Origin of the sequence: Flagellimonas oceani (assembly GCF_011068285.1) — a bacterium.
In the GTDB taxonomy this organism is placed as follows: domain Bacteria; phylum Bacteroidota; class Bacteroidia; order Flavobacteriales; family Flavobacteriaceae; genus Flagellimonas; species Flagellimonas oceani.
In genome coordinates this window covers 3,613,798-3,635,859 of sequence record NZ_CP049616.1, presented here as the reverse complement: position 1 = coordinate 3,635,859, position 22,062 = coordinate 3,613,798, and the positions used below count along the sequence as shown (strand labels likewise).

General features: G+C 40.9%; 22 protein-coding genes. 4 read left to right on the top strand and 18 right to left on the bottom strand.

Annotated elements, in window-relative coordinates:
- Positions 1-38 precede the first annotated feature (38 nt).
- The 3 genes from GVT53_RS16465 to GVT53_RS16455 all read right to left on the bottom strand — a co-directional run bounded on the left by GVT53_RS16465 (position 39) and on the right by GVT53_RS16455 (position 5,851).
- Entirely contained in the window at positions 39-1,397 is a 1,359-nt protein-coding gene (locus GVT53_RS16465; protein ID WP_166249582.1) for an OmpA family protein, read from the bottom strand.
- A 123-nt stretch (positions 1,398-1,520) separates the two neighbouring features.
- Complete coding sequence (gene kbl, locus GVT53_RS16460; protein WP_166249581.1) at positions 1,521-2,714, bottom strand: glycine C-acetyltransferase; 1,194 nt, start codon at positions 2,712-2,714, stop codon at positions 1,521-1,523.
- A 14-nt stretch (positions 2,715-2,728) separates the two neighbouring features.
- Positions 2,729-5,851: a UvrD-helicase domain-containing protein gene (locus tag GVT53_RS16455; protein WP_166249580.1), complete on the bottom strand. Its 3,123-nt coding sequence runs from the start codon at positions 5,849-5,851 to the stop codon at positions 2,729-2,731.
- Between the two features lie 122 nt (positions 5,852-5,973).
- Here GVT53_RS16455 and GVT53_RS16450 point away from each other — a divergent pair, with 122 nt between their 5' ends.
- On the top strand, positions 5,974-6,582 hold the full coding sequence (locus GVT53_RS16450; protein ID WP_166249579.1) for a superoxide dismutase: 609 nt from the start codon (positions 5,974-5,976) through the stop codon (positions 6,580-6,582).
- Positions 6,583-7,226: 644 nt separating this feature from the next.
- Here GVT53_RS16450 and GVT53_RS16445 read toward each other — a convergent pair.
- The 15 genes from GVT53_RS16445 to purN all read right to left on the bottom strand — a co-directional run bounded on the left by GVT53_RS16445 (position 7,227) and on the right by purN (position 19,479).
- Positions 7,227-7,835: a hypothetical protein gene (locus GVT53_RS16445; protein ID WP_205791746.1), complete on the bottom strand. Its 609-nt coding sequence runs from the start codon at positions 7,833-7,835 to the stop codon at positions 7,227-7,229.
- An 8-nt stretch (positions 7,836-7,843) separates the two neighbouring features.
- Positions 7,844-8,107 (bottom strand): hypothetical protein, encoded by a 264-nt coding sequence (locus tag GVT53_RS16440; protein WP_166249577.1) that lies wholly within the window; start codon positions 8,105-8,107, stop codon positions 7,844-7,846.
- A gap of 43 nt (positions 8,108-8,150) precedes the next feature.
- Positions 8,151-8,726: a hypothetical protein gene (locus GVT53_RS16435; RefSeq protein WP_166249576.1), complete on the bottom strand. Its 576-nt coding sequence runs from the start codon at positions 8,724-8,726 to the stop codon at positions 8,151-8,153.
- Positions 8,727-9,294: 568 nt separating this feature from the next.
- A complete protein-coding gene (locus GVT53_RS16430) occupies positions 9,295-10,164 on the bottom strand; it encodes a hypothetical protein (RefSeq protein WP_166249575.1) in 870 nt (289 codons plus the stop codon).
- The gene (locus GVT53_RS16425) at positions 10,151-10,780 is read right to left on the bottom strand and encodes a hypothetical protein (RefSeq protein ID WP_166249574.1); all 630 of its coding nucleotides are present in this window, start codon (positions 10,778-10,780) and stop codon (positions 10,151-10,153) included. Before GVT53_RS16425 ends, GVT53_RS16430 begins: the two co-directional genes overlap by 14 nt.
- Before the next feature lie 8 nt (positions 10,781-10,788).
- Positions 10,789-11,505: a hypothetical protein gene (locus tag GVT53_RS16420; protein ID WP_166249573.1), complete on the bottom strand. Its 717-nt coding sequence runs from the start codon at positions 11,503-11,505 to the stop codon at positions 10,789-10,791.
- A 114-nt stretch (positions 11,506-11,619) separates the two neighbouring features.
- On the bottom strand, positions 11,620-11,805 hold the full coding sequence (locus GVT53_RS16415; RefSeq protein ID WP_166249572.1) for a hypothetical protein: 186 nt from the start codon (positions 11,803-11,805) through the stop codon (positions 11,620-11,622).
- A gap of 17 nt (positions 11,806-11,822) precedes the next feature.
- The gene (locus GVT53_RS16410; RefSeq protein WP_205791743.1) at positions 11,823-12,383 is read right to left on the bottom strand and encodes a hypothetical protein; all 561 of its coding nucleotides are present in this window, start codon (positions 12,381-12,383) and stop codon (positions 11,823-11,825) included.
- 151 nt (positions 12,384-12,534) lie between these two features.
- Entirely contained in the window at positions 12,535-12,909 is a 375-nt protein-coding gene (locus tag GVT53_RS16405) for a carboxypeptidase-like regulatory domain-containing protein (RefSeq protein ID WP_166249570.1), read from the bottom strand.
- A gap of 47 nt (positions 12,910-12,956) precedes the next feature.
- Positions 12,957-13,391, bottom strand: coding sequence for a hypothetical protein (locus GVT53_RS16400; protein WP_166249569.1), 435 nt, complete (start codon positions 13,389-13,391; stop codon positions 12,957-12,959).
- 12 nt (positions 13,392-13,403) lie between these two features.
- The gene (locus GVT53_RS16395; RefSeq protein WP_166249568.1) at positions 13,404-14,903 is read right to left on the bottom strand and encodes a hypothetical protein; all 1,500 of its coding nucleotides are present in this window, start codon (positions 14,901-14,903) and stop codon (positions 13,404-13,406) included.
- A 432-nt stretch (positions 14,904-15,335) separates the two neighbouring features.
- Complete coding sequence (locus GVT53_RS16390) at positions 15,336-17,234, bottom strand: amidophosphoribosyltransferase (protein WP_166249567.1); 1,899 nt, start codon at positions 17,232-17,234, stop codon at positions 15,336-15,338.
- 43 nt (positions 17,235-17,277) lie between these two features.
- Positions 17,278-18,204, bottom strand: a complete 927-nt coding sequence (locus tag GVT53_RS16385) for a PfkB family carbohydrate kinase (protein ID WP_166249566.1) — start codon at positions 18,202-18,204, stop codon at positions 17,278-17,280.
- A 76-nt stretch (positions 18,205-18,280) separates the two neighbouring features.
- Positions 18,281-18,916, bottom strand: coding sequence for a ribonuclease H1 domain-containing protein (locus tag GVT53_RS16380; protein ID WP_166249565.1), 636 nt, complete (start codon positions 18,914-18,916; stop codon positions 18,281-18,283).
- Positions 18,916-19,479, bottom strand: a complete 564-nt coding sequence (purN, locus tag GVT53_RS16375) for a phosphoribosylglycinamide formyltransferase (RefSeq protein ID WP_166249564.1) — start codon at positions 19,477-19,479, stop codon at positions 18,916-18,918. The genes GVT53_RS16380 and purN overlap by 1 nt, the downstream gene beginning before the upstream one ends.
- Positions 19,480-19,641: 162 nt before the next feature.
- Here purN and GVT53_RS16370 point away from each other — a divergent pair, with 162 nt between their 5' ends.
- From GVT53_RS16370 to rnc, 3 genes are all read left to right on the top strand, one after another.
- Positions 19,642-19,875: an acyl carrier protein gene (locus tag GVT53_RS16370; RefSeq protein ID WP_009778413.1), complete on the top strand. Its 234-nt coding sequence runs from the start codon at positions 19,642-19,644 to the stop codon at positions 19,873-19,875.
- Positions 19,876-19,977: 102 nt separating this feature from the next.
- Positions 19,978-21,228: a beta-ketoacyl-ACP synthase II gene (gene fabF / locus GVT53_RS16365; protein WP_166249563.1), complete on the top strand. Its 1,251-nt coding sequence runs from the start codon at positions 19,978-19,980 to the stop codon at positions 21,226-21,228.
- Positions 21,229-21,237: 9 nt separating this feature from the next.
- Positions 21,238-21,975 (top strand): ribonuclease III, encoded by a 738-nt coding sequence (gene rnc / locus GVT53_RS16360; protein WP_166249562.1) that lies wholly within the window; start codon positions 21,238-21,240, stop codon positions 21,973-21,975.
- Positions 21,976-22,062 lie beyond the last annotated feature (87 nt).

The following is a 22,062-nucleotide window of genomic DNA, read 5'->3' as shown; positions in this document are numbered from 1 at the left end:
CATTTGCGGAGCCTTTTTCTAGAAAACTTTGTTTCTAATTATTTTACCAAGTTGATTTCAACTCGTCTGTTTTGTGCTCTACCAGCTCTTGTGTTGTTGGTAGCGATTGGTTTTTCTTCACCGTAACCAATTGCACTCAATCTAGAAGAATCGATTCCTTTGTCGATCAAGAAGTTTCTAACAGAGTTAGCTCTTTCTTCAGAAAGTTTCTGGTTCAATTTGTCACTACCTACGCTGTCAGTGTGACCTTCAACTGTAAACTTAGCAGTTGGGTACTCGTTCAAGATTTGGATGATGTCAACCATTACAGAAGTAGATTCTGCTTTGATGGAAGATTTACCAGTATCGAACAAGATAGTTCTAGCGTAGTCGTTCAATTGCTTCTGAACTTCTTCAGTTACTTCAGGACATCCTTTGTTAGCTACTGTACCAGCAACTTCTGGACATTGGTCGTCTTTGTCAAGAACACCATCGCCGTCAGAATCTGGCCAAGGGCATCCGTTGTTTTCAGCAGGACCTGCTTCGTTAGGACACTCATCGTCTTTATCGGCAACACCGTCACCGTCAGCATCAGGACAACCAGCTAGAGCAGGAAGACCAGCAGTGTTTGGACAAGCATCATCTTTATCGGCAACACCGTCACCATCAGAATCAGGACATCCGTTCATTTCTTTGGAACCAGCTTCGTTAGGACAAGCATCTTTAGCATCTTCGATACCGTCACCGTCAGAATCAGGACATCCGTTGAATGCTTCCAAACCAGCTACTTCTGGACAAGCATCGTCTTTGTCATAGATACCATCACCATCTGTGTCAGTACCACCAAATTTGATGCTAAGACCGGCCATGTGTTGGAAATGTTTTACCAAGTAATCTTCGAAAGCGTGCTTGTATTGTGTTTGAAGTGTCAAACCAAGGTTATCAGAGAACCAAAAGTTAACACCAACACCACCATTAACGGTACCAGCACCGATTTCATCAACCCAAGTGTAACCACCACCAACTTCCAAGAAAGGATCGATAGTAGTATTTTTTAGGAAGTTGTACTTAATTGTACCATCTATAGCATAGTGAGATAGATCATCAACTTCAAAATCTCCCAATTTTTCAATTCTGTTCAAAGAACCTCTTGCTCCAACAGAGAAACCATCACCAACATATTTGGAAACAGCTACATAAGAAACTGAAGGCAAAATGTTCCAGTGGTCAGATACGTTAAAATACTCATCGAACAATGTCGTACTGGAGTACGGGTTGTTCTCATCGTTAGTAGGGTAAGTGTCTATCGCATTCACCCCTATGCTAACTTGCCAGGGATTATTTTCGTCTTGCGCTTGTATGCTGTTGATCCCTACAAATACAAGAGCAACAACCAATAATTTGCTAAGATGTTTCATGCTCAAAATTTTAAGTTTAAGTGTTTATCAGCAGCAAATGTAAGTTGTTAAGACTTATTAACAAAATCTAAATTTCTTTTTTTTTGACTCATTTGCCAGAAGGTTTGTTGCAATTCGTCGAATTTAGATGACCTTTAACGACTTTCCTACCTTAATAAAGGCATTAATTGCATGGTCCAAGTGTTGCTTGTCGTGGGCTGCCGAGAGTTGCACCCGAATCCTCGCTTTTTCTTTTGGGACCACAGGATAAAAGAATCCGATGACGTAAATTCCTTCTTCCAAGAGCATATCCGCCATGTTTTGTGATAGCTTCGCATCGTAGAGCATTACTGGAACAATGGCGGAATCACCGTCAATGATGTCAAAGCCAGCTTCTTTCATTCCTTTTTTGAAGTATTCCGTGTTGCTTTGAAGCTTATCACGCAACGAAGTGTCGGTATCCAGCATTTCAAATACCTTGATGGATGCCCCAACTAAGGCAGGTGCCAAGGAATTGGAGAACAAATAAGGTCTGGAACGTTGGCGAAGCATTTCAATGATTTCCTTTTTGCCCGTGGTGTAACCGCCCATGGCGCCGCCCAAAGCCTTGCCCAAGGTGCCCGTGATGATGTCGATTCGGTCCATAACACCTTTTTCTTCCAGCGTACCGCGGCCCGTTTCACCAATAAAACCAGTGGCGTGGCATTCATCGATCATCACCATGGCATCATATTTATCCGCCAAATCACAGATTTTGTCCAACGGAGCCAAAAGTCCGTCCATGGAGAATACCCCATCAGTAACGATAATTTTAAAGCGCGCTCCATCAGCATTACTTTGTTTGAGTTGTTCCTCAAGGTCGGCCATGTCGCTATTGGCATAGCGGTATCGCTTTGCTTTGCACAAACGAACCCCATCAATAATGGAGGCGTGGTTCAGGGAATCCGAGATAATGGCATCCTCAGCGGTGAGCAAAGGTTCAAATACGCCACCATTGGCATCAAAAGCAACTGCATATAATATGGTATCCTCGGTGCCGTAGAAATTGGCGATTTTCTGCTCCAATTCTTTGTGGATGTCCTGGGTTCCACAGATAAAACGAACCGAGGACATTCCAAAACCGTGGGTGTCCATCGTGTCCTTTGCGGCTTGGATCACATCCGGATGGGAGGAAAGCCCCAAATAATTGTTCGCACAAAAATTGATGACTTCTTCCCCTGTGGAGATTTTTATCACAGCGTCTTGCGGCGAAGTGATGATTCGTTCTTTTTTAAAAAGGCCAGCTTCTTCAATTGCTTCCAGTTCTTTGGCCAAATGTTCTTTTATTTTTCCGTACATATCTTTAATTCGTTTTATACAAAAATAGGGTCTATTTCTTGGTCAATATAAACAATAATGGATTGTTTGATTTTAAAATCCATTGCTTTTAAAATATCGGCGTAGTTGGCAATTTGTTCCTTGTGTTTGGGCGATGGTTTACCTGTTTTATAATCGACGATGGTGGCATCGTTTCCGTCAATGATAATTCTATCCGGACGAAGGGAATGCCCATCCGTGGTCAAGATTTCTTGCTCGTTCAAAATTTGAAGTCTCTCCAAGAACAACTCCTTCAATTTTGGATGGTTCACAACGGCCATTATTTTTTGTTTGATGTCGCCCGCGGCCTCTTTGGGAAAATGCCCCTCGATTTCTAATCGTTCCAAAACAGGATCAACATCTTTTACAGTTTCGATTTGACTCAATGCAAAGTGAATCACGTTGCCCATCTCGATGGCTTCCATCCGTTCATTGTCCCACATACGGCCCGATTTGGTGGAAATGGTAAATCCAGCATCATCTTTCGGTCTTGTAACGTAGGAAATATAGTTTTCCGTGGATTCCGAAGAAGTCCCCACCTCTTTTGATGGAAATCTTCCGATGGTGTAAACTCCAGTTTCTTTTTCGGAAATGTTCGCTTGCTGCACGTACCACTGAAAAAGTTCCGAATATGATGTAGCAGCTTCGACCGAAGCAACTTCTTTTTTGCCACTCTCCGTAATTACAAACAATCCATTTACGGGACGGGTAAGGGCCACGTAGAGCACGTTCATCGAATCCAACAAGGTCTTTTGCTCTTCCGCAACATATTTTTGTTGGGCTACCTCATTGTATTCCAACATATCTTTATTGCTGTTGATCAGGAATTCGTTCAACCCTAAAGCTTCGTCATCCGTGGTGGCCGGAACCCAAGCTTTCTTCTTTTTGCGTTTATCATCCAGAACCGCATTGGCAAAAGGGAAAATCACAAAAGGAAACTCAAGGCCTTTGGCCTTGTGGATGGTCATAATTTTTACGGCATCCACCCCATCGGGCGCTGCGATGGAAAGGGAATCTTTTTTTACATCCCAATAATTAAGGAAGGCATACACGCTGGGCCCTTCCCTTTTTTCCAAATCGAGCACCTCGTCCATCAAAAAGGAAATATGGGCCACGGAACCTTCGTAAAGCTCAAATTGAACAATGGCGGTTTCCAAAACGGTAAGCACAGGTTCGCCTTTTAATTCATTTATATGGAAATGGTATTCGGAGGCCAAGAAGGCTTCAATATTTTCCAGGTTTTTACTGATGAAGTCGTGTTTGCCGATTTCATCGGGGGACAGATACATTAATATATGGTAGGCCGCTTCCCGATCCTTTGCATTTTCAAAAATCCGAAGCAGGGATACCAGAAAGATGACTTTCTCATTCTTTGCCAGCAAAAGTGCATCCGAAGAAATGATGGGAATGTTCTGCTGCGCCAAGAAATCCGCCAACAACATTCCCTTTTTATTATCGCGAACCAATACACAGATATCGGAATAAGCGTGATTTTCCGAAAGGATTTGCTGGATGGCTTTCAAGGTTTCTTCGCAATAGACCTCGTCCTTGTCTTCCACATCGGCATCCAAAAAGGACATTTGGATGTATCCCCCGGGTTTGTTATTGGTTTTTTGATGGGAGTCGTTTAAAAATAAGTTCCGATAATCTTCATTGGCGAGCACAGTTGCGACCTCGGTAAAAAAGCTGTTGTTGAAGCCCACGATTTCATCAGAACTCCGCCAGTTGGTGTCCAACGAATGAACGCTGGGCTCCACTACGAAGGGATGCGATTTTTTATTGATCAGATTGAGAAATTGCTCCGCCCTGCCACCACGCCAGCGATAAATGGCCTGCTTTACATCGCCCACCAAAAACAGAGAACCCCGTTCGTGCTTTTCGTTCTCGCTTTCCAAGGCGTTGCCGATGAGTGGCACCAAGTTTTCCCATTGCATTTTGGAGGTGTCCTGGAACTCATCAATAAAATAATGGCGGTATTTTTCGCCCATCCGTTCATAAATAAAAGGCACAGGCTGATTCTTGATTTCTTTGGAGAGAATCGCGTTCAGGGAGGAAATGGGAATGATGTCCCTGTCCAGCTCAATATTTTTGATTTCCTTGGCGATTTCGTTCAAGACCGTCATCGGAACTATGTTGCTGTATATGTTTTGGAGATAGGCTAGTTGATGGAGATTCTTCTTTATAAGTAAGTATTGCACTAAAACTGTAGAAGCTAAAACAGAAGAGTCCCTATTGTCCTTTGCATTTAGGAGTTTTTTGTTTTCTCTAAGGTTTTCCTCCAGTTGATTGGCATACAATCTTTTGGTGTCAAAAAAACCTTCAGATATTTTTTTAAAATGATTTGGAAGAGTTCCTCTCGAAAAATCGGTCAGTTCAAACCCTTGATTTTCTATTTCTTGAAGCGCACTTTGAGCCAACTGTTTTACCTTTTCTTCGATGGCTTTGCTTTCTGATGCTATCCGTTTTTGGATGTCCTGAAAATCCCCGATGGATTTTTCTCGTAAGGGATTTATGTGCTCCGCGTGATTTTCTTGGAACAGCAGTTTACCAATTTCTATGAGGTCGTAAGTGATGTTCCAGCTTTTGTCATCATCAATTTTCTCCAGTGAAAAGGCAATCAGTACTTCGGTGAGTTTTTCATCGTTGCCGGCACGTTCCAACAATCTTCCCACGGCTTCTTCCAACAGTAGATCCAAATTGAGTTCCACCTCAAAATTTTGGGATAGGTGCAGATCGCGGGCAAAGGTTTTTATGATTTTGTGGTTGAACTTATCAATCGTGGAAATCTCAAAAAAAGAGTAATTGTGGAGAATCCGTTTTAGAATAAGTTGCGACCGTTGCCGTAATTGCCCTTCGGTCAAATTGAGTTCATCACAAAGTGATTGGAACAAGCTTTCCTGCTTTTCGGGAACGGTATCTTGGCCAAAAGCATAAAGGTTGTCCAAAATCCGGGTCTTCATTTCGTCCACCGCTTTGTTGGTGAAGGTAATGGCCAAAATCTGACGAAATTTTATGGAAGCATCGTTGGCAAGTAACAGTTTAAGATAGGCTTTTGCGAGGGCATAGGTCTTGCCCGAGCCTGCAGATGCGCTATATATTTTAAAATTAGACCCCTCCAAGGATGTTTTTCCTGCAAAATAAGGATTCCTTACCTGATGTTAACATGGTTTTAGCGGAATATAAATGTTAAAACTCGTATTTTTACGTGAATTAAGTAATAACCTAAAAAAACAAGATAATTATGGCTTTTGAATTACCTAAATTACCTTATGCATACGATGCATTGGAACCCCATATAGACGCTAGGACCATGGAAATCCACCATACCAAGCACCACAATGGATACACCACTAAATTGAACAACGCTATTGAAGGAACAGATTTGGAAGGAAAGGGAATCGTTGATATCCTTTCTGGTCTGGATATGTCCAATTCTGCTGTTAGAAATAACGGAGGCGGATTTTTTAACCACAGCCTTTTTTGGGAAGTAATGTCGCCAAACGGTGGTGGAAAACCTTCCGGAGAATTGGCCGCTGCCATTGACGATGCTTTTGGTTCCTTTGATGCTTTCAAGGAAAAATTCTCCAATGCCGCTGCCACCCAGTTCGGATCAGGATGGGCTTGGCTTTGTGTGCACAAAGGAGGAAAAGTGGAAGTATGCTCCACTCCAAACCAAGATAACCCCATCATGCCCGGCGTATCTTGCGAAGGATACCCAATTTTGGGATTGGATGTTTGGGAACATGCGTACTATTTGAACTATCAAAACTTGAGACCGGATTACATTTCTGCATTTTTTAATGTAATCAACTGGGACAAAGTTTCCGAAAATTATGCAGCTAGCAAATAAGAACTAGTTCATTACCAAATAAAAAAGCCGTGCATTTAATGCACGGCTTTTTTTGTTTCTGTTTTTTTAAAATAGAAAAGGGCGAGGAAGTCCTCACCCTTTTCGTCCCAAATCTTACCATAAACTTAACCTACTTATGCTATGGCGAGACTAAAATACTGGTATTGTGTAAAATAACAAAGGGTTTTAAAAAATATTTTGCGTTTAAAAGAAAAAAGAAATTGTGCAGTTCATCGATAAAATGGATAAAACCTTGGTAGTCAAACATAAAGAAGCCGGAGCACGCTCCGGCTTCTTTCCCCAAATCTTACCATGAACTTAACCTACTTATGCTATGGTTCTCCAAATGTAAGCCAAGGGATGATTTTGTGCCCAAGCTTTTAGATGAAACTCCCTTAAATGGGTTGAAGTGTTCAGAGAGGCCCGATTATTGATAAATGTCAAGAAAACCAAGGGATATTTGGATGAGTGGGAAAGGAGCATAAAACAAAAAAAGTGGAAGCGATTCCACCTTTTTTTGTTTCATTTATAAAGTATTTCATTTGAAAACATTGAGAGCCCATTCCATTGAAGAGGTTGAAGTTTTTTAACTTCCAAAATGTAAAGAATAACCACAAATACTATGGTTGCAATGATAAAATAAATCACCTAGCACGTTTAAAAGAAACCCAGATTTCTCTTTCTTGGAAATTGTTGGCGGGATTTGTCCTATTTTTAATCAAAAGGTCGGTCAAAACACCATTGTTTTTCTTGTTAATATCGTACCACGCCAAACTTTGAATCTCATGGAAGTCTTTTAGCTCTGGTTTTGGAATTTGTTCGTAATATTTACTCAAAGAATCCTTTTGCACTTCAACGGGTAATTTAAATCCATGTTTTTCCAGATAAAATTTGGATAAGCTGGATGTATTGGGCATACCATATTTGTCTACAACTTTTTGATAAAATTGTTCCACATCCCATACCTTAAGGATTAGAAGAATTTCTTTGAACTTTTTATCCTCTCCCAGTTTTACCTTGGCGGCTATCTTTTCTACAGAAAATCCCAGAAAATGATATTGGCCTGCCATCTCATCAACTGTGCAATAGTCGTAGGATGTTAGACCAGAATCTACAGAATTGCTCATATTTAATTCTATATAAGTAGAATCTTTAAACACATCTGAGAACGATTTGCATAAAACACTTTCATCAATAACCATTGTCTGAGCGATTAAGCACGATAAAACTAAATACCACGAAATTGAATTCATATATAAATTTAATAACAATCATCAGTACCCGACCAATCTTCTTTATATTGTCTCGGTGTTCCTAACCAACCCAAAGGGGCATTTCTTGTTGCCTGCCCTCCAATTTCTTGGAAATTTTCTTTTATAAACTGATCCATTTTCAATGCAAGTACACCCGTATTAATTTGACTGCAAGGTTGCTTCTGAAACCATTTCTGCAAATCGAAAAATGCACCTGCCAAAGCATCTGCACTTCTTTCAGCTGCATAATTTGGGTTCCAGTATGCAGGCAAGTGAAAATAATAAGATTATGAGAAGCCTACCAATTGATTACCCTCAGCTTATCCAAAGATGTAAATAAAAAATATCCTCCCAAGCACCATCCTCAAACCTGAATATGGTTATTCCTCCAGCAGCACTTTCTGGGCCTTCATAGGTTTCTTCATACATCAATGCATACTTAGTTCCGTTATTGGTAAAAATATATGGGAAAGAGATACTACTTTTAGCTTTTTGACTGAGCTTTATGTTTCCATTGAGCTTGTTTTTATCTAACCTTTGTTGAACTGTACTCTGATTGACAAATTCTCTGATAACACTAATAAATTCCTCATTGGAGAACATGGATTGAAAGTCAACTTTTGGTCTATCGTAATTTCCTAAATCGTTATTTGCTTCTTGCCAAGCAGATAGGTTGTCCAGTCCTTTAGTATACTGGCATATGTCAACTGTTTTTTTGGCGAATGATTTTTGACCATTAGAACCGTAATATGAATTTATTACTTCATAAGCCTCGTTCGAGGGATTGATTTTCATGGTATTGCATGACATTGTCACAAAATAGACAAGGACGAGCATAAAAAGGGATTTTGCTTTAGAGATCATTTTATGGACATTTTTCTCCTTTTGCATTGTTTGCATTGATAATCGCTGTTCGTTGTTGAAGTGATAATTGTGCAAAAGTATCGGATGCTAGCATACCACCTGACCACGCCAAATTTTCATAATAGTCAATGCTTTGTTGTTTGTTGTCCCACAAGCTAATAGTATGTCTTAATAAATTTGTTTAAATGAAAAAGAAGGTTATGATTTGTATTGTTAATCCCAGATTATTTCTGAACTGTCTTTCAAGTATAATTTGACTACGAGAGAGTCATTTTTATTAATCTTTAACCCGGTTATTACTGAAGGCTCTTTGGATATAAAGTACCCTTTAATATTATATTTTCCTGGGTCAATTTTCAAGATATGATGAAAATTTTTGTAATCCGGATCAATATAAATACCATTTACATTTATAAATCCGGGCAAGGGGTCAGTCTTACTATAAAAGTCAAATAATTGTACATTTAAATAGGTTCCATTACTAGTAGAGTGTTTGGTAGTTTTATGGTTCTCTTTATTATAAATAGTCTTACAGCTGTTAAAACACTGAAATATAATAAGTAATCCAATATAAATGAGTTGTTTATTATGATTTTTAATCACACTCTTGACCTTTTGCATTGACTGAATTTGTAGCTTCATTTTGTATAGTTTCCTGAATTTCATTTTTATTTAATTGAGCCTGATAGACTGATGAACTTTCCAACCCCGCCCAACAAAGTTTCTTATAGTATTCCATACTCTGTTGTTTGTTGTCCCAGACAGATAGTGAAACTGCCATGGCATCTACATATTGGGACATAAATTCATGTTGTGTAAGATTCTGTACTAGTTTGTCTGGGTTGTTAGATTTGTAATGGGTATAAAGACTTTGCAATGATATGGCCATGTCCGATGTATTATTAGAATTAAGAATCATTCCAACAAAAGCATGCACACTTTCATGTATTATGGATCTGGCTATGGATAGCTGTGTGGCATTGTTCACATAATCATCATCAAGTGTAATGGTCCATTCCATTTTTCCTTCAGTTTTTTGTGTTTTGGCCGTTCTAGGAATACCATTGCTATAACCAGCCTCTTCGACCTTAAAAACCAAATCAAAATTGCCAGAAGAATCAAACAAATCCAAGATGCCTTGCGATAAATGTCCTGTTCCATCCAATTGTCCAATGTCAGGAACGGTCAGGTTTTGCATATCCTTGGTTTTTAATTTGTTAATAATGCCTTCTACACATGGATCTACGGATACGTCTATATCAATTTTTTCATCCTCCTCATTAATTGGCAACAAGGTATCCTCCTCGGGGCAGTCGTCGTTCTTGCCCGTCAGTGCCCTTTTCCATATGCCGTCAGTCCCAAAACCACCGAACTTGGAGCGAACATCTTGTTCAAACCTATAATTGCTTATTAATTGAGCAAAAAAGTAAGAGGTATGCACAAGCTTAGCCTTATGATATTTCAAGTTCTTTTTTAAAAGCTATTTTCCATTTATTATTTATTTTTTCCAAGCCCAAAAAAACACGAGAACCAGAACTTCCGTTGTTTTTAATTAAAATCAAAGCCGCCAAGGTTCCCTTTTTGCTGAAAAAAATATCTGAAAACTGTAAGGTCCACGTATGAGTTCCTATTTGTTTGTTTTCCTTTCCAAATAGAAAAGAATCTACAGGAATTATATTAAGCCTACTATGTTTGTTAAGCATAGCTATATCGATTTTCTTTTCTTCACTTGTTTCTTCACCAAGCATCATATACTTATTTGGAATATCCTTGGGAAGCTCCGAAAAATCAACTTCCAAATATGTTGGTATTATTTTCACATCTCGTTCACGGTCGTTTATCGAATCATACGTCTTGTGCAATTCTGCCCAATTAGCCTCATCAGCATCATTTGGCCGCGGAGGTGGCAAAGGAGGAATAGAAAAAGCTTCCTTTTCCACAACCAATACAATTATATCATTTGTTGCGGTCTTATATTTGCTATCGGCACAACCTATAACAGCAAGGAATAATGGAAGTACTATCAATTTTAAAAAAATTGATTTGCTACATGCTCTTCTGTTTTCTAAGAAAAAACTCATATTAAGCTTTAATTACAGTCTAAATTAGAATTATTTATCACAGTATTTCGATAACTGTAGTAATCATTGTTCATTTCCATTGAGAGGAGATTATTGGCATCCCATTCGCGCAAACCATCCCAAGCAAAACTTTTGTAATAATCTAAAGGATACTTATTACCGTCTAAACTCCTTAGTGAGACAGCGATGGGGTTGATATAATTTTCCGTCATATAAACATGTTGAATGTTCCCTATGCCAAGTTCTTGCTCTTTATAAAACTTATAAAGCTGAAACAATCTTGCCCTATTGTTGGGGTCTTCACCAGATTTAAATCTACTTACATAGCGGTAAAGTTCGGCATGTATGGCTTCATGTAAAATTAATGCCGCAATCCCAATAGGACTTTGATTAACATCTTCTAACGTAATTACAATGTTATTAAGATCTCCAGGATTTGTACAAGCGTCATTTGTGGTGATACAATTTCCTGTTTTAAGGGTTAGATTATATTCTGGATCATCAATAAATGCTCCAATAGTTTCGTTAAATAGATTTCCATTACTAGATTTCAACTTATCATAAACACACTTTGCTTTCCCTGTAAGGTTGTTTATGATTTTTTCATCCTCCTCATTAATAGGCAGGAGGGTGTTTTCCTCGGGGCAGTCGGCATTTTTGCCTGTAATGGTTGTGGCCTTTAAAATACCGTCCGTTCCGGGGCCACCAAATTTTCCTTCGCCCACTTCCACAAAGGGCTCGGTGTCTTCTCCGGCACCGCCGCCCCCGTTGTCCGGCGCAAACGTGTTCCAATAATCATAGTAGCTGCGCGGATCGTGGGTTCTACGAAATTATCCAACCTATATTTTTATTTTGTACAAAATATAGAGAGCGGCACTATATAGCAAAACCGAAACAATCAGGATCTTCGGATCCATTTTAAAGGATTTCCATTCCATAGCAGATGTGGAGGTTTTCTCCACTCCCAATATGTACATCACGACCAAAAATAGAATGGTCACAATAATAAAGTATATCGTTTTCATTTATACATTATTTCTTTTTAATCACAATTTCCATAACCAGACCATGTAACTTTGTATGCGGTTGGCTTACCTAAAAAACCTAAAGGAGGAGTTAATGTAACATTTCCTCCATTTTCTTCAAATTCATCTTTAATAAATTCAAGCAGTTTTTGTTCCAATGCTGGAGCGCCCGCATTGCATCCATTTACTTTATACCAGCTATCGAATGCTTTAAAAGCCATGTCTAGATAGGCTGCGGACTCAATCTTGGTGGAGCCAGAGTCTAATGAATAATTATTATTTATTGGTAATTGAAAATATAAAGGTTGAGTAAATATGCCCCAATCATAACCTATACATTGCCAATTAAAAACAGTAAATAATTCATGAACACCTGTAACCGCCGAACATTGCCAATTAGTATTGCCTATTCGTGAATAATTAAAACTTTCACAATCTGGCGGAGGTAGTGCCTCTTCTTCATTGATTGGAATCAGCGTTTCCTCCTCGGGGCAGTCTGCGCTCTTTCCCGAAAGGGAGATGGCCTTTAATATGCCATCGGTCCCGGGGCCACCAAAATTTACTTCCCCCACTTCCACAAAGGGTTCGGTGTCTTTACCGATGCCTCTGGCTACGGTACCAGAGTATAATTGTGCAAATGGTAAAAAGTATATTTTGTATTTTTATATTATTTGATTTTAAACTCTCTACATTATTATTTTTAACCAATATTAATAATAACTAAAAAGTTCAATTTTTCGGAATATAATCAATATGTTCTGAATTATCTTCTAATAAGACCACCTCATGGTCTTTTAATTTCAACTTTATATTTTTGATTATCAAATCTTTGTATCCTATTTTGCCAACATAAAGAACAAAATCACTTAATTTCCCCTTTATTTCCAGTTTGAATTTTCCATTTTTATCAGATATAGCACCTTGAATATAATGTTCAGGATATTCCAAAGAGTCTTTATTCTTTAGGAGTACCGTGACATTTTCAATGGGAGAGTCTCTACTATCAATAACTTTTCCTTTGATAATAGTATCGTTTTCATCAAGTCTGCAGCTGAAAGCAAAAAAGATGAGATAAATCAAAAGCCCCCCTCTAACAACCAGCATCGTTTCCTTTTTTGTGTTCTTATTGGCTATTGTAGTATAAAATCGTATCATTCACAATTGATAAAGGGTCTATCGTCTTCAGCCATAATAAAGTCTATAGCAATTGAATCATTACTACTTAACGAAATCGGTTCAGTTTCTATAACAAAATAACCGACGCTAATAATTTTAAATTGAGTTGGGATGTCCGAATTTTCAAGAGACAATGTCTTCTTATCACTATCAATAACGTATTCATTGCAACCATACATTAAAGTAGCTTGATAATCAAATAAGCTACCATCCGTCTTTAATAAATTGATGATGACGGAAAAACCGCTTCTGTTTTCCCCGTTGGTTTTGAATTTCTTCAATCTGTATCCCCCTCCATTTGTGTAACTTGGTTTGATTTCTCCCATAGATTTTAAGCTTGGGCTTTTTACTACACAAAATGCCAAGGTCAAAACTATCCCTGCAGCAAAAAGTATAATTTTTATTCTCATATCATTTCATTTTTAACACCCCGCTTTGGTACCTTTTTGAGGTCTTGGAGTGTTTGTTAAGTTTTTTCCTGTAAGTTCTACTGAAATAACGTTAGATATTCTATTTTTCGTAGATGGAGTTAAAGAATTAAATGTAGATGTGGACTGTAAACCTCCCCATGCCATATCTTCATAAAATTGACTGCTCAAAGTATATCCTTTGCTTTGACCATATTCTTCTAATGATAAGGCTATGTCGTTCACAATACTTCTTGCAATTTCTTCATGATGTACCGTATTCCAATTTTTTAATTTTCCCCATTCCGCCACCATCTGGGGGTAAGTGGCAATCCAATTTGGCCTGCTGATTGCAAATTCTGCTGCTAAATATGCATGTACTCCTTCATGCAGCATTGTTCGTGCCCATGACAGGTCTGTGGCTTGTTTCCAAGCCTGTGAATCGAAAGTAGTGATTATTGTACCAGTTGAATGATTGTAATGAGCTGGTGGGTCAGTGGATCCCGTGGCTCCACCTAGGCTTCCATCCTTCACTTCCCAGTTAAAGCCCGGGGTATTGCCAGCAAACTTTTGTACAATATATCCAACTCCCTTATTCAGGGTCTTCAAATCATTCAAAACGTTCTTAAGGCATGGTTTAAGTGCCGTGTCATCGATTTTTTCTTCAAAATCATCTTCCTCATTAATCGGCAGAAGGGTGTTCTCCTCCGGGCAGTCGGCGCTCTTCCCCATAATCGCAATGGCCTTTAAAATGCCATCGGTCCCCGGGCCACCAAAATTTCCTTCGCCCACTTCCACAAAGGGTTCGGTGCCGGCTCCAGAACCGCCGCCCCCATTGTCCGGTGCATAGGTGTTCCAATAGTCGTAGTAGCTGCCGGGGTCGTGGTTCCCGCCACCGCCGGAACCTGAGCTTCCTTCATTTCCTCCGTTACTGCCGCCGCCACTATTACCACTGTCACCGTTGCCTCCTTCGGCATTTACACTCAAACAGGGCTCCGGTTCGCTGCCCATTTTGCCGTTCTGGTCCATCTGCAGGCCAAAGGCTTCCAAGGTATATACCCCTATGGTGCCCTTGAACGGTTTTTCCTGTCGTGGCCCCGCCACATATTCGGGCCAGTAGTCCTCGTCCACCTCGTAGCGCAGCACAAAGGGCTCGTTATGTACCCCTTCGTGGGTCTGCTTGGCCACCACGTTGTAAAATACATTATGGGGCGTATCCGCAACGTACATCCGAAGGGAATAGGTGGTATTCCCCACGGAGTCGGTCACGGCCAGCACGCGGCTGCCGTCCAGCACCACGTCCGAACCATCGCTTTTGGAGGCCCAGCCCACCTTGGAGGTCTGCTGTGCTATGGAACTTGAAAAATCGGGCAGCTCATCAATGGTCAATGCCTTTAGCTGCACACTGTCTTCCGTTACTTGGATTGGTTCTAGGTAGTTGGTCTCTTCTTTTTCGCAGTTCCAGGCCAAAAGGGCCAATAGCATTACGGGGAGTAGTTTCTTCAGTAGTTTCATTACTTGTCAAGTTTTAAGAATTAATAAGACTTGGGGAATCTTTGAAAACACACAACATACGGATATACGCAGTCTCTGTTGCGCATATATTTTGCTACGCTGTACAAGTAAGGGGGTAGTGTTCCCGCTAAACTAACAACTTTTTTTGACAATGGATTGGACGAAAACCTTAAAAAAACTGGGGTTTTTCCATAAATGTATGTAGTAGAGGTGCTAAATCAGAAGAAAATAGGGATGATTTAAAGTGCAGAAAATAAAAAAGGTGGAATAGCTTCCACCTTTTTTGCCCCAAATCTTACCATGAACTTAACCTACTTATGCTATGGCAGATACTAAAGTAGGATTGCGGGCTGCTGATTGTATAAAAACCCGCTATTCTGCTAGTTTCATCGATAAAGTGCAAAGTAATGAGCACTTTAATCGTGTGCCAGCTTAATATGCTCTTTCGTTTTTGCCTTCGAAAAAGTTGACGAACGCCTTGTTGACCACCCGGTTACCGCCTGGAGTCGGGTAGTTTCCGGTAAAATACCAGTCGCCCAAATTTTTAGGGCAGGCGCTGTGCAACCCTTCAATGGTCTGATAGATAATCTCAACCTCGGCATTAATGCCTTCGGGGCTTAATATTTCGCCAATTTTCTTTGAAATTTGTTTGGCCGAAAATGGAGCGTAAAACTCCTGCACATAGTTCACCGCATTTTTATTCGATGGATCTGTCTGCGTTAGACACTTTTCGTAAATCTCCTTGATTTTATGGGTTGTTCCGTGCTCTTCATGAAGGGCAAGTGCCGCCCTAAAGGCAACAAAGTCTTCCAATCGAGCCATATCAATACCATAACAGTCCGGGTACCGGATCTGGGGAGCGGAGGACACCACAACTATTTTCTTTGGCGATAATCGGTCCAAAATTTTAAGGATACTTCGTTTTAACGTAGTTCCCCGAACAATACTGTCATCTATAATAACCAGATTGTCCGTAGGCTTTACAGATCCATATGAAATATCGTAAACGTGTGTCACCAAATCGTCCCTGCTACTATCTTGGGTGATAAAGGTTCTAAGTTTGGCATCTTTTATGGCCACTTTTTCAATACGTGGACGAATATTCAATATGTTGTGAAGCTCCTCGGACGTCATTTTTGAACCCAAGGCCAAAATTTGCTCCTCTTTTTTCTTGTTGAGGTAATTCTGGGCCTCTTTCACCATCCCAAAGAACGAGGTCTCCGCCGTGTTGGGAATATAGGAGAAAACAGTGTTCTCCAAATCGTTGTCTATCGACTTCAATATTTCCGGGAATACAAGTTTTCCCAGTAGTTTCCTTTCTTGATAGATTTCCTTGTCACTGCCACGGGAGAAATAAATGCGTTCAAAGGAACAGGCTTTGCGCTCGGTGGGCTCCAAAATTTGCTTTAGGGCCGAGGAACCACTCTTTTTAATGATAATGGCGTGGCCTGGATCTAATTCCTTTACATCATCAAAATTAACGTTGAACACGGTTTGGATCACGGGGCGTTCCGATGCCACTACCACCACTTCATCATCTTGATAGTAATAAGCGGGCCGGATTCCGGCAGGATCTCGCATCACAAAGGCATCGCCGTGTCCGATCAGTCCGCTCATGGCATAACCGCCATCCCAGTTTTTGGAGGCCTTCCTTAAAATTTTGGCAACGTTCAAACGCTCTGCGATCAATGCGGAGGCTTCCCTTTTCGTGTATCCTTCTTTTTTGATCTGCTTGTAGAGCTTGGCCACGGCATCATCCAAAAAGTGACCGATTTTTTCCATTACGGTAACGGTATCGGCTTTTTCTTTGGGGTGCTGTCCCAGTTCTATCAAGTTTCCGAACAGCTCATCAACATTGGTCATGTTAAAGTTACCGGCGACTATCAGGTTACGGTGCATCCAGTTATTCTGTCTCAAAAATGGGTGTACGCTCTCAATACTGTTTTTTCCGAAAGTACCGTAGCGAACGTGTCCCATCAAAAGCTCACCGATGTAGGGAATGTTCTTTTTTTGCCAAGCGACATCGTTTTCCCGTTCGGGGTTTTCTGTCAAAGCTGTATTGATGCGGTTGTTGATCTGGGCAAAAATATCCTGAATGGGCTGCTGTTCTGCAGATCTAACCCGGCTCATATAGCGCTCACCGGGCTGCATGTCCATTTTTATGCTCGCAAAACCGGCTCCATCCTGTCCGCGGTTATGCTGTTTTTCCATCATTAGGTACATCTTGTTTACACCGTAAAAAGCCGTACCGTACTTTTCTTTGTAGTACTCCAGGGGTTTAAGCAAACGGATCAACGATATTCCGCATTCGTGCTTAATGGGATCACTCATAACAAACTGAATAAAAAAAGCCCCAAAATTTTCAGGGCAAACATTAGGTTAATTCAATATTGAACTGCGTCAACTCTTTAAATTGTGCCAAGCGGGCCTCGACCTCGCTCTTTTTTAAATCGACCATCCGGTCCGTGCCAAATTTTTCCACACAGAACGATGCCAGGTTGGATCCATGGACGATGGCGTTCTTCATGCTCTCAAAAGAAATGTTTTCTGCCTCTGTCAAATAGCCTGCAAAGCCTCCGGCAAAAGTATCTCCTGCGCCAGTGGGATCAAAAACTTCTTCCAACGGTAGCGCCGGGGCAAAAAAGATATTTTCTTTATGGAACAAAAGTGCGCCGTGCTCTCCCTTTTTGATGACCACATATTTGGGACCCATTTCCTGAATCTTGGCGGCAGCCTTGACCAAGGAATACTCGTTGGTGAGCTGTCTCGCCTCTTCATCATTTATGGTAATGACATCGATTTTTGAAATCACGGTCATCAATTCATCCCAGGTATTGTCCATCCAAAAGTTCATGGTATCCAAAACTATAAGCTTTGGTCGTTTTTCCATCTGATTAATTACACTCAGTTGGATGTTAGGGTGAAGATTGCCGAGCATTACAATGTCGGCATCGGTATAATCACTGGGAACAACGGGGTCAAAGTCCGCCAAAGTGTTGAGTTCGGTGGCCAAAGTATCCCTGGAGTTGAGGTCGTTATGGTACTTTCCTTGCCAAAAGAAGGTTTTGCCCCCTTTTACAACCTCTACGCCCGAAAGGTCTATGTCCTTGTTTTTTAAGATATCCATATAAGATTGTGGAAAATCATCTCCCACTACGGATACTATGGCTGCGTCTATTTTAAACTGTGATGCGGCCAGACCAATAAAGGTTCCTGCGCCTCCCAATATTCTTCCAGTTTTCCCGAACGGTGTTTCAATGGCATCAAAAGCCATGGTTCCCACGATCAGTAATTTGCCCATTCCCTAATTTTTGCTGCAAATATACGGTATGGATGTTCCAATTATCAAAAAATGGCTTCTTTGTTCGAGAAACGGATTATTTTCTCCCAAAATCGGCGGGTATTTCGCCCCATGCCTTGGTTTCCCATTTAACGATCGGAGTATTGAACCGATTTTTTTTAAGCCAGTTCTCGGCACGTTCAATAAGTTCGAACAGTTGGGCATTTTTGTCGGTTTTGACCAATTTTGTGCCACATTTTTTCTTTCGAACCCACCCGATGGCGATACGGGAATCGGAATACAGGATACGATCGCTCTTTTTCTGCTGTAAAAAAGCCAGTCCATGCACTAGGGCCAGAAATTCTCCAACGTTGCTAGTGCCCTGCTCAAACGGACCTTGGTGAAACAGCACTTTTTTGGTCTTGGTGTCCACACCCCGATACTCCATTCTACCGGGGTTTCCGCTCGATGCCGCATCCACGGCAATGGAATTATAATTGGGGTCCCCAATTTTTAGAAGTTCTTCTGGAGTAAGTTCACTTTTGCCTTTGGATTTTCCCTTGTAATCCATGTAGTTGCCGTTATAGGCTTTTTTGGCTTCTTCAAATGTGGCGAAGGATTTGTATTGGGCGCCTTTATATCCCTCAATCTGGGCCTTACAATCTTTCCAAGACTCAAAAATTCCCGGGTGTTTGCCCTGCCACACTACATAAAACTTTTTCTTTTTGGCCATTAGGACAATAGTTTTGCTATCACTTTAGGGAAATGTTCATATTCGAGTTGATGCACTTTTTGGGCAATGGAATTTGCATCGTCCGAAGGAACAACGTCGGTTTTGGCTTGAAAGATGATGGCGCCCTCATCATAATTTTCGTTTACATAATGTATGGTAATGCCCGTTTCGGACTCCTTATTCTCTTTCACGGCTTGATGTACCCTGTCCCCGTACATGCCTTTTCCGCCATATTTAGGTAGCAATGCCGGATGAATATTGACGATTTTGTCGGGGAAAGCTTCGATAAGATTAGATGGTATTTTCCAGAGAAACCCTGCCAGCACGATTAAATCTGCCTGCAGGCCTTTTAACAATTGAACAACGGTATCCGAGTCCCTAAAGGCAGGTTTGTTAAAATAAAAGGCAGGCACGCCGAGTCTGTCGCATCGTTCAAGAACCTTTGCCGAACTCTTGTTGGTGAGCACTGCGGCAACGGTTGTATCTGGTTTTTCACGAAAAAATGAGATAATATTTTCTGCATTGGACCCGCTGCCCGATGCAAAGATTACAATTCGTTTCATTCGTTAGGAATTGATGTGATTTTGGACTAAATTACGTCGGCTAAAGTAAGGTACAGTAATTAAAGACAATTAATTTAAAGCACATTTTATCGACAAATAGTGTATTTAAACCAAAGTTTTATATTTTTGCCAACGATTTAAATTTTTAAAACCACAATAATTATGTCAGACATTGCATCAAGAGTAAAGGCTATCATCGTTGATAAACTGGGTGTAGATGAAAATGAAGTAGTTGCAGAAGCTAGCTTTACCAACGACTTAGGAGCGGATTCCTTGGACACTGTTGAACTTATCATGGAGTTTGAGAAAGAATTTGATATTCAAATACCAGATGACCAAGCAGAGAACATTGCCACTGTGGGTCAGGCCATTAGCTACATTGAAGAAGCTAAGTAATTATATGATATATCGCTAAAGATTTAAAATTATCCATGTGGTGGTCATCGCATGGATAATTTTTTTTATAATTTAGGTCTAAAGGGTAAAAAAAATAGTTCAATGCAGTTAAAGCGAGTTGTGGTTACCGGAATGGGAGCATTGACCCCCATAGGTAACAATTTGGAAGCTTATTGGGAAGGACTACGGACTGGTAAGAGCGGTTCTGCCCCCATTACGTATTTCGATACCGAAAAATTTAAGACAAAGTTTGCTTGCGAGCTCAAGGGTTACGATCCAAACGATTTCTTTGATAGAAAAGAAGCCAGAAAACTGGACAGGTTCGCCCAATACGCGTTGGTCTCCTCCGACGAGGCCATTGCGGACTCCGGAATAGACTTGAACGTAGTGGACAAGTTTAGGGTAGGTGTTGTATGGGGAGCCGGAATAGGTGGATTGGAAACTTTTCAAAATGAAGTGATCGGGTATGCCGAAGGAGATGGCACACCACGATTCAATCCTTTCTTTATACCTAAAATGATTGCCGATATAGCACCGGGCAACATTTCCATTAAACATGGATTTATGGGACCCAACTATACTACGGTATCTGCTTGTGCATCATCGGCAAATGCCATGATCGATGCACTGAACTATATTAGACTTGGCCACTGCGATGTGATCGTGACCGGAGGTAGTGAAGCCGCCGTTACCATTGCCGGTATGGGTGGATTCAATGCCATGCACGCGTTATCTACCAGAAATGAAAGTCCAGAAACCGCTTCCAGACCATTCGACGCAACCCGCGATGGATTTGTGTTGGGAGAAGGCGGAGGGGCCCTTATTCTTGAAGAATATGAACACGCAAAAGCGCGTGGGGCAAAAATATATGCCGAAGTATTGGGAGGCGGATTATCAAGCGACGCCTACCACATGACAGCACCGCACCCAGAAGGAACCGGAGTGGTCAAAGTGATGGAAAACTGCTTGATGAACGCAGGCCTAAAACCAGAGGACGTTGATGCCATCAATACACACGGAACCTCTACACCACTTGGAGATGTCGCTGAGCTTAAGGCTATCTCCAAAGTGTTCGGAGACCATGCAAAAGAAATCAACATCAACTCCACCAAATCCATGACAGGACATTTGTTGGGAGCAGCTGGAGCGATCGAGGCCATCGCATCAATATTGGCCATGGAGCACAGTTTAGTGCCTCCTACCATCAACCATAGTGTGGTGGACGAGCAAATAGACCCTTCCCTTAACTTGACCTTGAACCAGGCCCAGGAACGTGAAGTGAAGGTTGCGATGAGCAATACATTTGGCTTTGGAGGCCACAATGCTTGCGTACTATTCAAAAAAATAGGGTAGTTTTGTAACATGAAACTTACCTCCAAAATATTCAATTCCCATCCAAGCTCGGATGGGGATTTTTTTTTGGGTATGAAAAGAATTCTTGGATTTAAGCCCAAGAGCCTGGAAATCTACAAAACGGCGTTCCTGCATCGTTCCATGAACAAAAAGGACGATAAGGGCAATCCACTGAACTACGAGCGGCTGGAGTTTTTGGGTGACTCGATGCTGGGCACCATAATTTCAAAACACCTGTACAACGAAGTACCCGAAGGAGACGAGGGGTACCTGACCAAAATGAGGTCTAAAGTAGTAAGTAGAAAACACTTGAACGAATTGGGCAAGGACCTTGGCCTATTAAAGTATGTTGAGAGCAGGATTCCCAAGGCCCATTTTGGGGATAATATCCATGGTAATGTTTTTGAGGCGCTCGTGGGAGCCATTTATTTGGACAGAGGGTACGTTTATTGCGAAAAATTTATCACTGAAAGGGTAATAGAGCCCTATGTGGATATTGAGCAGTTGGAGGGAAAGGTCATAAGCTATAAGAGTTTGGTAATAGAATGGTGCCAAAAGGAAAAGAAACCCTTTAATTACAATGTTTACGAGGATACCGGCAATGATGAGCTGAAACACTTTGCGGTAAAACTCACCATAGGGGACAGAATGCTAGCCAAGGCAAGGGCCACATCCAAGAAAAAAGCAGAGGAAAAAGCATCCAAAAGAGCCTATTTCGCATTGCAGAGCAGGATAGAAAACCAGTAACTTTAAATAATGGTAAACTCAAACGTTTTCGCTTTTTTTAGAAGTGTATTGTTTTGTATTGGCTAGGCATTCAATTGGATTAAGCCT

Bases quoted from the DNA above. Each gene is read 5' to 3' on its own strand.
- GVT53_RS16465 (WP_166249582.1), bottom strand. From the start codon at position 1,397: ATGAAACATCTTAGCAAATTATTGGTTGTTGCTCTTGTATTTGTAGGG.
- kbl (WP_166249581.1), bottom strand. From the start codon at position 2,714: ATGTACGGAAAAATAAAAGAACATTTGGCCAAAGAACTGGAAGCAATT.
- GVT53_RS16450 (WP_166249579.1), top strand. From the start codon at position 5,974: ATGGCTTTTGAATTACCTAAATTACCTTATGCATACGATGCATTGGAA.
- GVT53_RS16445 (WP_205791746.1), bottom strand. From the start codon at position 7,835: ATGAATTCAATTTCGTGGTATTTAGTTTTATCGTGCTTAATCGCTCAG.
- GVT53_RS16435 (WP_166249576.1), bottom strand. From the start codon at position 8,726: ATGCAAAAGGAGAAAAATGTCCATAAAATGATCTCTAAAGCAAAATCC.
- GVT53_RS16425 (WP_166249574.1), bottom strand. From the start codon at position 10,780: ATGAGTTTTTTCTTAGAAAACAGAAGAGCATGTAGCAAATCAATTTTT.
- GVT53_RS16415 (WP_166249572.1), bottom strand. From the start codon at position 11,805: ATGAAAACGATATACTTTATTATTGTGACCATTCTATTTTTGGTCGTG.
- GVT53_RS16405 (WP_166249570.1), bottom strand. From the start codon at position 12,909: ATGCTGGTTGTTAGAGGGGGGCTTTTGATTTATCTCATCTTTTTTGCT.
- GVT53_RS16400 (WP_166249569.1), bottom strand. From the start codon at position 13,391: ATGAGAATAAAAATTATACTTTTTGCTGCAGGGATAGTTTTGACCTTG.
- GVT53_RS16395 (WP_166249568.1), bottom strand. From the start codon at position 14,903: ATGAAACTACTGAAGAAACTACTCCCCGTAATGCTATTGGCCCTTTTG.
- GVT53_RS16390 (WP_166249567.1), bottom strand. From the start codon at position 17,234: ATGAGTGATCCCATTAAGCACGAATGCGGAATATCGTTGATCCGTTTG.
- GVT53_RS16385 (WP_166249566.1), bottom strand. From the start codon at position 18,204: ATGGGCAAATTACTGATCGTGGGAACCATGGCTTTTGATGCCATTGAA.
- GVT53_RS16380 (WP_166249565.1), bottom strand. From the start codon at position 18,916: ATGGCCAAAAAGAAAAAGTTTTATGTAGTGTGGCAGGGCAAACACCCG.
- purN (WP_166249564.1), bottom strand. From the start codon at position 19,479: ATGAAACGAATTGTAATCTTTGCATCGGGCAGCGGGTCCAATGCAGAA.
- GVT53_RS16370 (WP_009778413.1), top strand. From the start codon at position 19,642: ATGTCAGACATTGCATCAAGAGTAAAGGCTATCATCGTTGATAAACTG.
- fabF (WP_166249563.1), top strand. From the start codon at position 19,978: ATGCAGTTAAAGCGAGTTGTGGTTACCGGAATGGGAGCATTGACCCCC.
- rnc (WP_166249562.1), top strand. From the start codon at position 21,238: ATGAAACTTACCTCCAAAATATTCAATTCCCATCCAAGCTCGGATGGG.